The 10,302-nt window shown below is 62.0% G+C and carries 11 protein-coding genes; 3 read left to right on the forward strand and 8 right to left on the reverse strand.

Annotated elements, in window-relative coordinates; genetic code table 11:
• From WCB02_RS13560 to WCB02_RS13570, 3 genes are all read right to left on the reverse strand, one after another.
• Positions 1-437: Clp protease N-terminal domain-containing protein (locus WCB02_RS13560; RefSeq protein WP_423958735.1), on the reverse strand; the 437-nt coding region annotated here is incomplete at its 3' end.
• 202 nt (positions 438-639) lie between these two features.
• Complete coding sequence (gene clpS, locus WCB02_RS13565) at positions 640-972, reverse strand: ATP-dependent Clp protease adapter ClpS (protein WP_423958745.1); 333 nt, start codon at positions 970-972, stop codon at positions 640-642.
• Between the two features lie 606 nt (positions 973-1,578).
• The gene (locus tag WCB02_RS13570; RefSeq protein WP_423958736.1) at positions 1,579-1,920 is read right to left on the reverse strand and encodes a phasin family protein; all 342 of its coding nucleotides are present in this window, start codon (positions 1,918-1,920) and stop codon (positions 1,579-1,581) included.
• A 404-nt stretch (positions 1,921-2,324) separates the two neighbouring features.
• On the opposite strand from WCB02_RS13570, the gene WCB02_RS13575 reads away from it, so the two are divergent.
• Entirely contained in the window at positions 2,325-4,139 is a 1,815-nt protein-coding gene (locus tag WCB02_RS13575) for a serine hydrolase (RefSeq protein WP_423958737.1), read from the forward strand.
• Between the two features lie 232 nt (positions 4,140-4,371).
• On the opposite strand, the gene WCB02_RS13580 is transcribed toward WCB02_RS13575, so the two are convergent.
• Positions 4,372-5,103, reverse strand: coding sequence for a DnaJ domain-containing protein (locus WCB02_RS13580; RefSeq protein WP_423958738.1), 732 nt, complete (start codon positions 5,101-5,103; stop codon positions 4,372-4,374).
• Between the two features lie 145 nt (positions 5,104-5,248).
• On the opposite strand from WCB02_RS13580, the gene WCB02_RS13585 reads away from it, so the two are divergent.
• Complete coding sequence (locus WCB02_RS13585) at positions 5,249-5,656, forward strand: DUF302 domain-containing protein (protein WP_423958739.1); 408 nt, start codon at positions 5,249-5,251, stop codon at positions 5,654-5,656.
• Positions 5,657-5,672: 16 nt separating this feature from the next.
• On the opposite strand, the gene WCB02_RS13590 is transcribed toward WCB02_RS13585, so the two are convergent.
• From WCB02_RS13590 to WCB02_RS13600, 3 genes are all read right to left on the reverse strand, one after another.
• A complete protein-coding gene (locus WCB02_RS13590; protein WP_423958740.1) occupies positions 5,673-6,431 on the reverse strand; it encodes a VWA domain-containing protein in 759 nt (252 codons plus the stop codon).
• Between the two features lie 194 nt (positions 6,432-6,625).
• Complete coding sequence (locus WCB02_RS13595; RefSeq protein ID WP_423958741.1) at positions 6,626-7,522, reverse strand: alpha/beta fold hydrolase; 897 nt, start codon at positions 7,520-7,522, stop codon at positions 6,626-6,628.
• Positions 7,523-7,834: 312 nt separating this feature from the next.
• A complete protein-coding gene (locus tag WCB02_RS13600; RefSeq protein WP_423958742.1) occupies positions 7,835-8,758 on the reverse strand; it encodes a division plane positioning ATPase MipZ in 924 nt (307 codons plus the stop codon).
• A 306-nt stretch (positions 8,759-9,064) separates the two neighbouring features.
• Here WCB02_RS13600 and panC point away from each other — a divergent pair, with 306 nt between their 5' ends.
• On the forward strand, positions 9,065-9,916 hold the full coding sequence (panC, locus tag WCB02_RS13605) for a pantoate--beta-alanine ligase (RefSeq protein WP_423958743.1): 852 nt from the start codon (positions 9,065-9,067) through the stop codon (positions 9,914-9,916).
• A gap of 19 nt (positions 9,917-9,935) precedes the next feature.
• Here the strand turns inward: panC and WCB02_RS13610 are convergent.
• Positions 9,936-10,302 (reverse strand): DUF1489 domain-containing protein (locus WCB02_RS13610; protein WP_423958744.1); only part of this gene is annotated, 367 nt, incomplete at its 5' end.

The raw sequence follows: 10,302 nt of genomic DNA on the forward strand, positions 1-10,302 counted from the left end.
CGCTTGGCGATACCGTGGCTGATGTAATTGACCGCGTCGTAACGCGTCATGTCCTGCTCCTGCAGGAAATAGGCGGCATGGCTCTCGCGTTCGGCGAAGATCGCGATCAGGACGTTGGCGCCGGTCACTTCCTCGCGTCCGGAAGACTGCACATGGATCACGGCGCGCTGGATCACGCGCTGGAAGCCGGCGGTCGGCTTGGCATCGTCGGCCCCGTCGGTCACCAGATTTTCGAACTCGGTTTCGAGGTAGTTGACGAGACTGGTACGCAGCTTGTCGAGATCGACGCTGCAGGCGCGCATCACCGCGGCTGCATCGGAGTCGTCGATCAGCGAAAGCAGCAGATGCTCAAGCGTCGCATATTGATGATGACGCTCGTTCGCAATCGCCAGCGCTCGATGCAGGGATTGTTCTAGGCTCTGAGAAAAAGTCGGCATGCGCGTCCTCTATGACCCCTGGCCATCATGATCGTCGTTATTCGATCAGGCAACAACAACCTTTGTCACATATAGTTATACCTAGGCGCCGCAAAAGACCCGTTCCGCCACTGGTTTGCGCGTTCACGGCAGGTTCAATGCAAAACCCGTTCCGATTTGGGGCGGAATTGGCGCTACCGAGAGACTGCCGCGCCGAGGAGCGCTACTTCTTTTCCATCACGCATTGCAGGGGATGCTGATGCTTGCGAGAGAAGTCCATCACCTGGGTCACCTTCGTTTCGGCGATCTCGTAGGTGAACACGCCGCATTCGCCGATGCCGTGATGATGGACGTGAAGCATGATCTTGGTCGCGGCTTCGATATCCTTCTGGAAGAATTTTTCCAACACGTGAACCACGAATTCCATCGGGGTGTAGTCGTCGTTCAAGATCAGGACACGGTAGAGATTGGGCCGCTTGGTCTTGGGCTTGACTTTGGTGATGACGGAACTGGCGGGACCGCCCAGGCCTGGGGAGCGGTTCTCGTCATTGCCCATTTGCGGCCCAAAGGGCGCGATCGCGACCGGCGTTAGCGGATCAAAATTCGCTTGCGGATCAACGTTGAAAACTGGTTGCGGCATGGCAGGCGTTCGATATTCCTACGGGAAACCGACGGCGCCGGCGGATATTCCCCGTCGGAGCCACCATGGGCCTCCCAGACACGCTTCTCAGATCGCTATCCCAGCCAGTCCGACCCCACGTGGATCATATGGCCACAATATGGGTCAGTCCTCGGCATCCGGCAAGCGTCCGAGAGTTTGGTCCATTTTCTCCACGCCACCGAAACGACCGAGGCCTGATCAGGCGACCAGCGATTCTATGAGAATAGAGCTTAAGATTAATCAATCCTATGGAATTTGACAAAAAATAATTCTGCCGACGCTTCGTCGGAGATTTCCACATGCGAGGCAAATGACCAACCGCAATTTTCGAAGTTCCCGGCCCCCGTCACAAAGCCGACAATGCCCTTGAAGGCCAATCAGACGTCCAAGACAACGGCCAAGAAACCCGGCCAAAGAAACCGGGCCAAAGAAACCGGGCCAAGAAAAAACCCGGCTGCACGGCCGGGCTTCGCTTGATGGTTCAACGGGAAGCGTGGGTGCTTAGTGAGCGGCCGCCGGTGCGAACTTCGCGACCAGGCCTTCCACGGGCTTGAACGCCTGCTTGGCGAGATCGCCGTAAAGCCCCGCGATCTTCTGAGAGTCGGCCACGAAGGTCTCATAGGCCATCTTGGCAAATTCGGTTTGTGCTTCGATCGCCTTGTCCAGCGACTTCACGGCGGTGAGCTTCTCCACGAAGGACTTGGTGTCCTCATAGGACTTCTTCGTATAGTCGCCATAGGCGCTGGCGATCGCCTGGAGCCCGTTCTGAACGGTGCTGGCGGCCGCCACCGCACTCTCGAGTTGCTCCTTGCCGTAACTCTGCATGTCTTCGACCTTGAACATCTTTGGATCCCTTTCCCAGACTGGCGTGCAGCCGAGATGTCCCCGGCTCCCTAGCACCGCCTATATTTAGTGCAATGCACAATAAATGTCAAGATTCTTGTGCATTGCACAATTGCGACCGGGAATTACGGCGGGAGTTTGCCAGGAATCCCGGCGATCTACGCAAGGGATAATTAATCGTTTGGCAACTTGCGCCGCCTAACCTGATCACCGGCTTTATTGATTGCGGCAGGAAACGAAAAGCTGTTTCTCAACAGAGCCTTAGATGGATCGATCGCCAGGGTCTCCGGTTCCCGTGCAGCGGCAGGTCGGAAACGGCGCTTCGATCAGGCAAAGATCCGGGCCAAGGGCACAATTTCGCCTCACGAGCCGGTGATCAAATCAGAAACTGGGACGGGGATTTCATGCATCGTACAACCTCGGCTTCCCTGCACCTAGTGCGGGTTGGTGTTTTCGGGCTGTTCACGCTGACCGCCGCGGCGGTTTTCACGACGGACAGTGCGGAAGCGCGGCACGCCCACCGGCACGTGGCCCACCACAGCCATCACGACGATGACGACAGCTACAGTCCGCAATTCTCCTCGATCATCGTCGACGCCAATTCCGGGGCGACGCTCGAATCCAACAGTCCCGACGGGCTGCGCCATCCCGCTTCGTTGACCAAGGTCATGACGCTCTATCTGCTGTTCGAGCGCCTGGAATCCGGCAAGATGAGACTCGACACCGAGATGCCGGTGTCCGAGCACGCATCCGAACAGGCGCCGACCAAACTGGGACTGCGTCCGGGGCAAACCATCGCCGTTGAGGACGCGATCAAGGGAATCGTTACGCGCTCCGCCAACGACGCGGCCGTGGTCATCGCCGAAGCCATTGGCGGGGATGAAGACGATTTTGCCAAGATGATGACCCACAAGGCGCACGCGCTCGGTATGAGCCGGACCTCCTACCATAACGCCTCCGGCCTGCCCGACGATGAGCAGCTGACGACCGCCCGCGATCAGGCGACGCTTGGCCGTGCCATCCAGGAACGCTTTCCGCGCTACTATCGCTATTTCTCGACGCTGTCCTTCAACTACCACGGCCAGTCGATCAGCAATCACAACCATCTGCTTGGCGCGGTCGAAGGCGTCGACGGCATCAAGACCGGCTATACCCGCGCCTCCGGCTTCAATCTCTTGACCTCGATGCGCCGCGGCAACCGGCATCTGATTGGTGTGGTGATGGGCGGCCGCAGCGGCGGCTCGCGCGACGCCATCATGCGCAACCTGCTCGCGGAAAACCTCGACAAGGCCTCGACCAACCATACCGTCGCCGCCGTCACCGAACGCAATGCGTCGGATACATCGGCGGACGTTGCCGACGCCGCTCCGTCAGGACCGGCGCAAAATGTTCAGGTCGCATCTGCCGCAGATGTCTCCGCGCTGCCCGCGCGCGCCCCGACGCCGGTCTCCAAGGTCGCGGCAGCCTTTGCCCAGGCAGCGGCGGCCCTGCCGCCTGCCCGGACCAAGGCCGAGCCCGCCCCGTTGACGTCGGGCGTGATCCAGACGACGCCAATCGCCATCATGCCCGGCTCTTCCGAACCGATGAAGCCTGTCCGAGTGAAGACGGTGCAGATCAAGGCCGCACCCATGAAACTGGCCTCCGCCGGACCGTATCAGACAGTTCCGCCGGTCACCAATGCGCTTCCCGCGGCTCGCCCGGACACTGCGGAGACCTCCAGCACCCTGGCAGCCAGGGCCGGAGCCGCGCGGCTGGGCGCGAATCAACCCACCGCCAAGCCCGAGATGGAGCGGCCCGACCTGCCGCCACAGCCGCCCGGTCACGGCACCGGTAATGGTCTGCTTGGCGTGCTGCCGGCGTCCAGCCTGCCCGCCGCGTCCGCGTCGCAGGCGATGGCATACGCCGCCCCTCCCCCTGCGGCCATTCAACCGCAGCCGGTCCAGCAGGACAGCAACAAGCCGGTCGCGGTCCACACCGGATGGATCGTGCAGGTCGGCGCACTGGAAAGCGAAGATGAAGCGCAGCAACGGATCGAAGCCGCGCGCAGTGGAGCCCATGGTCTGCTCAGCAAGGCGGATCCCTTCACCGAGCCGGTGATGGCCAAGGGTGATCGCAAATTGTTCCGCGCCCGTTTCGCAGGGCTCGACCGCGATCAGGCCGAAGCGGTGTGCAAAGCGCTGAAACGCTCGGAGATTTCCTGCATGACCGTTCACAACTGATTGAATTGCGAGCGAGAAGCCGAAAAGCCCGTGCCGCAAGGCGCGGGCTTTTTGATTCAGGAGGTGGTCACTTGCCGCAATGCTGCAAACCTCTCGTCAAGAATTTCCGCTTAAGACTCCTTGCCAGGGAACGATCGACCGCGCCAGGCAATGGCGGGCGACCGCAGGCATCGACCAGAGCGTGAAGCAGAAGCGACTTTCGGTTCGTAGCGTATGTTTAGCGTTGCCGGAGTTAGCCATTATGAGTGCGAAGCAGGGTATCCTTGGCCTCGTTTACACGGGCGGCGAGATACGTCGACCCCCCCTGGTCGGGATGCAGTTTCTTCATGAGCCCGCGGTGGGCTCGTCCGATTTCATCGCGCCCCGCGCCCGGCTGCAGGCCAAGGATCTGGTAGGCCTCCTCGTCCGTCATTTTTCCGTTCGCCGTCGCGCGGCGCTGCCCCCCTGCCCCGTTGCCCTGCGCGTGCTCACGCCAAGCGGGAAACCGGCTGTCCAGATAGCTTTCAAGTAGCGCCACGCTCTCACCATCGAAGCTCGCGATCATCGCCGTCAATTGCGGCAGATCGAACTCCGCCAGCAAACGGCCGGCCTGCGGTCCGGCCACGATGCGGCCGGTCAGCGCGCCGCTGTCGTGATCGAGCGTCATGTCGAGAAACTGCGAGCGGACCTGCGAGGTCTGCCCCGGCGAGCGCTGCGCGCCCAGACCCGCAAACATGCCGCCGATATTGCGGAAGCCGGTGGTCCCGAACGGCGACCATCCAAGCAGCCCGGCACCGAAAATGCCGAGCGGGATCGCGACCGCGAGTTCGCCCCGCAGGCCGACGAAGGCGGCGATCGCCAGCGCGATCAGGCCGCCTGCGATCTTGATCGCCCGCGCGAGCACGACCGGATTGGCCGCGCGAAACATTTGCAGCAGCATATAAAGGAGAAAAACGGCGACGGCGCCCGCGATCAGGGTCGGCATGCATGCGAATATAGTCGCATCGGCGGCAAAAAACATGGCGATCTTGCCCCCACGGGATACTGCCGAAACACGAGAAGTTCGTTGGCATCCGCCTCGCAGGTTCGGCTAATCTGTCTTTGACCATGCCGAAGAGCTGGAGCGCACCATGCCAATCGACGGGCTGACGACCATACGAAGCAGCTTTGAGCCCAAGGAAACCATCGACCGCCTGGAGGCCGCTGTGAACGCCAAAGGCATGACTGTCTTCGCCCGCATCGATCATGCCGCGGGCGCCGCCGCGGCCGGGCTGTCGCTGCGTCCGACAGAGGTCCTGATTTTCGGAAATGCCAAGGGCGGCACGCCGCTGATGCAGGCGGCTCAGACCATCGGGATCGACCTGCCGCTCAAGGCGCTGGTCTGGCAGGATGAAACCGGTGCGACCTGGCTGTCGTACAATGATCCGGTCTGGCTCGCGAAACGGCACCTCCTTTCCGGCGAGACCGAGAAGGTCGCCAGCAATTTGGCCACGGCGCTGCACGGTTTGGCGCAGGCGGCCACTGCGCGGCAGGCGTAGTCGGCAACTGTCCGCCTTACTTCATTTGCCCGAGCAATTTGGCCGCACCGCTTTCATTCGACGACAGCCGCTTCAAGGCCTCGCGGCCGCCAGCGGCGTAGGCGGCGGCCGCGCGCAGCAGCTCTCGCAATTGCGCCGCGGCTCCGGGATCGAACCGGCACCAAGCACCGCCGGTCAGCCGCGCGATTTCGCGAAATGCCTGCTCGGCGGTCTCGTCATGCCCCTCCTGGAACATGAATACCGGCACCTTGAGCATGCCGAGCTCTCCCGCCTTGGCGCAGAGATCGTCAACGCGCTCTTCCATGGCATCGCCGACGAACACCACGGCCCGAACCCCTGCTGCCACCGCTTCGCGGCGGGCCTCCGACAATACCTTGCCGATCTGGGTGTTGCCGCCGCGGCAATCGATCTTGCCCATAAGCCTGGCGAGCGCGGCGCTGTCCGAAATCCACCCCGTTGCCCGACACTCGCTGAAGCCGCGATAGTAGACCAGGCGGATATCGAGACTGCCGAGCGAGGCCGCCTCGCGAAACATGTCGGCTTGCAGCGCGCAGGCCATGTCCCAGGTCGGCTGCCGGCTCATGGTGGCGTCGAGCGCGAATACCAGCCGCCCCCTACCGGCCGGCGCTTGCGGTGTCATCGCTCTCGCCTTCGCGACGAAGGCGGCGATAGCTTCCGATGTCGAGGCTTTGCGGTCCGGCACGGAACCGCTTCGATCGGCTTGTTGCGCCGGCGTCACGTCGGCGGATCTCGATTTGGTTGGATCACCGGCCATCAGCGCTCGCCTCTTGCAGCAAGCCTAATCTGGGCCGACTCTTCCGAAAGCGCTAGTGTTCCGATGCTGACGGATGATTCCCTCGGTGTCATTCCGGGGCGCCGAAGGGCGAACCCGAATCTAGCCCCAGAATCTCAAGATTCCGGGTTCGCCGCTGACGCGGCGCGCCGGAATGAAGCGTCAGAGTCACAACACTAGTGCGTGAGGGGCTTTACCGGCTGGGGTTCGTTGCCGACCGGCACGAACGGCGCGACCGGACCTGGATCGAGCACCTTCGGCGGCGACGCAGCATCGGTTTCGACGGCGGCAATGTCGTTGCTGTCGGCGTTCGCCAGGAACTTGTCGAGCATGCCCTGGATCGAAGCCTTCGCCTCCTCCGAGCCGGTGTCGCGCATGTCGTTATGGTGGAAGTTGGTCTTGACGATCGTGATCCCCTCCTTCTCGCAGATGTCCTCGCTCGGAATGACGCCGGGGTCGGTCTTGAACTGCGGATCATGCGAACGGAACGAGAGGATCTTGAACTTGCCCGAGGTGACGAAGGGAACGCGCAGATTGTCGAGCGTCACCACCTGCCGGACCTGATCGGGATACTGTTTGGCGAAATACATCGTGATATCGCCGCCCATGGAATGCCCGACAACCGTGAGATGGCCATAGTCCGCATTGGGCTGGACCTTCTCCATTTCCCCAACCACAAATCGGATATTGGCGACGCCGCGCTGGATCTGCGCGAGGCGTCCGACATAGGGCTCGCCGATCTTGGTCACCATTGGCGGATCGGTCGGCAGGTCGTGCTGGATGCTGACCACTTCGTAACCACGTGCAGCAAGCACGTTTGCAAGGAACGAGTATTCGGTAAACTTGACGGTATTGCCGTGATTGAGGATCGCCACCGGCAGCTTGATCATGCCGGCGTTCGCCTGCATTTCCTTGTCGCGGCGCACGGCGATATCAACCGCGACCGGGCGGTTGTCGCGTGAGGCATCGTGGAAGGTGATGGTCTCGTGCCGGATCGCCCATTTGCTCGCGCTGAAATAAGCGACGGCGACAATCGCGCCCACAGAAGCCAGAACGGCAATTCCACGTTTCATGTTCGTCCTCAGCCACAGAGCGAACGGACCGGAACGCATTCGTTCCGCTTTGCTTGATGTGACTCTTTATATACGTCACGGCCCTGTGACGAGAAGGCTAAATGTTGTGAATTAGCCGCCTGATCCTTGTGCGACGCACCCATATCCTGCGCAACGGAGCAAAAGTTCGGGCAAATCGCGGCCGTCGAATTGTCGGACGCGACAAATCAAGGGCAGGTTCAAATCGTTGGTAAAGCGGCGGTAAAGTGGGCAGTGCTGACTCGCCGGCCACTATGAACGGCAGCCTTTAAGGCCAGAGGTATTTTAATACCTTCATGCGCCCAGAATGTCGTGCACTTCCAGCGGCTTGTCGACCTGATTGAACCACTCGGCCCGGTTCGCCGCGCGGCGCCGACCACGTTCATCCAACGGCAGCTTCAACTGCCGCAACAGGCCCGTCACCTCTTCGCGCGCCGTCACGTGGCCGAGATTGGGACGCGTGCCCAGCGTGGCCTCGTCGAGGTCGTCGAGCGCGGTGAGCCCGCGCGGAAAGAACTCGCGATACACCACGCGTTCAGCAAAGCCGTCGATGGCGCGGAAGCCGAGCCGGAACGACAATTCGTTGAGGCCATCGGCAACCAGCTGCTTGTTGCGAGAGCCGAGCATCGACAGGCGATTGCGGACCACGATCCAGTCCGAGGTGGCGCCATCGAGCTGACGGCGCTTGCGCCGCGTGTCCCGCACCATCTCCGCATAGTGACTGACGCCCGTCACCGCATAGGTTTGCGGATCGACGGTGCCCAGCACGTCGAAATCGAGAAAGCTGTCGTTGATCGGCGTCACCAACGTGTCGGCCATCGAATGCGCGAGTCGCATCAGGTAGCTGTCGGTTCCAGGTGTATCGATCACGATGAAGTCGAATGTGGCCTCGACCGCGCTGACGGCGTCCATGAATTGCTGGAACTCGGAGTTCTCGTTGTCCGCGATCTGCATCGTCTCGCCGAGCTTGATGCAGCAATGTACCGGCAATTCCAGGTTGAGCGAAGTACGGCGCGCCCAGGCGGCACGGTTGCCTATGTAGCGGGTAAAGCTCTGCTGCCGGCAATCGAGATCTATGGTAGCGACGCGCTGTCCGGCTTTCATCAGGGCAACGGCAATATGCAGCGCCGCGGTGGACTTTCCCGAACCGCCCTTCTCGTTGCCCAGTACAACGACGTGAGCAGCGCCTGATTGCCCTTGGCTAGTCTGAAGAAGCATTTTTCGATCCCTGCGTTATCTTCATCCACGCGCGTCTGCGGTCAAGCGAAATGCGTAGTATCAACCTTAAATCGTCTGAGGTGTGGCTTCATGGTGAATCGCATCGCGCCCGCGCGGCGCTGGCCCGCTGCTCCGTACACTTTGTGCAGGTACCTGCACGCCTGAGCAGCGCCCGATTGACGGTTCGCCGCTTGGCGCAGTGCCGCGCAGCTTGATAAGGTCGCGCTCCCTTCGTCGAGGCTCCAACGCACGCTACACGTCACAGCGCAAGCCGCCGCCCGCCCCACCCGAACAGATCGAGCCAACATGTCACGAAATCCGATGATCGCCCGCACGGTCCCGCTGTTGCGTCGCGCCGTCGACGGCCTTCGCGCGAGAAAGGCCACCGTCGCGTTGGTCCCGACCATGGGTGCGCTCCATGACGGCCATGTGTCCCTGGTACGGCTGGCGCAACGGCGCGCCGACAAGGTGGTCGTCTCGATTTTCGTGAACCCCGCCCAGTTCGCGCCCACCGAGGATTTCGGCTCGTACCCGCGCACCTGGAAAGCCGATGTGGGAAAGCTCGCCGCCGAAAAAGTCGATGTCATCTGGAATCCCGGCGTCAAGATCATGTACCCGGACGGCTTTGCCACACGAATCGTGCCGGAAGGCCCGGCTACCGTGGGGTTGGAAGATCGCTTCCGGCCGCACTTCTTCGGCGGTGTCGCGACCGTGGTCGGCAAGCTGTTCACCCAGGTCCGGCCGGATTTTGCGATCTTCGGCGAAAAAGATTTCCAGCAATTGCGGGTCGTGACGCGGATGGCGCGGGATCTCGACCTGGGCGTCAAGGTGATCGGCTCACGAACCGTCCGCGAAAGCGATGGCCTCGCGATGTCTTCGCGCAATGTCTATCTATCGCCGCAGGAGCGGCGCGCGGCGCCCGAGCTCTATCGCGCCATGAAAGAAGCTGCGCGTCGGCTGAAGGCCGGCGACGACGTAGCGACCGCAATGGCTGCGGGCGCTGAACTGATCAGGGCGGCCGGCTTTGCGCTGGATTATTTCGAGCTCCGCCATGCCGAGACGTTGGTTCCGGTCACCTCCGCAGACGGCGGGCCATCGCGGATCCTGGCGGCGGCGCGACTCGGCAAGACCCGGTTGATCGACAATGTCGCCGTGTAGCTTGACTGCGGTAGCTTGACTAAAGCAGCCCGAGATCGCGCAACTCGCGGCGCAGCGGCTCGGGCATCGCGGCGACGCTGCCGGCCGCCGCCTTGCCGAGATCCAGCGGCACATCGGCGTCCGGAAGATACCGCCAGCCCTGGAACGGCCGCATCGGACGCGGCAAGACTGCGATCACCCTTGGCTGCATCACCAGCCGGCAGCGTCCAATGCCGTCGCGGTCACGGAACGGCTCGATCGCGATGATCTTCTCGCGCGCGGCGACCTCGCCGCGAATCACCCAGTAGAGCGAGCCGCCGGCGAGGATTTCCTCGATCCGCTTCGGCGTCATCCGGGTGATGTGGGTGTGATGCTGGGGAAGGCCTTTTTTCTTCGCGGCCTTCATG

It is taken from the genome of Bradyrhizobium sp., assembly GCF_049581145.1.
Classification (GTDB): domain Bacteria; phylum Pseudomonadota; class Alphaproteobacteria; order Rhizobiales; family Xanthobacteraceae; genus Bradyrhizobium.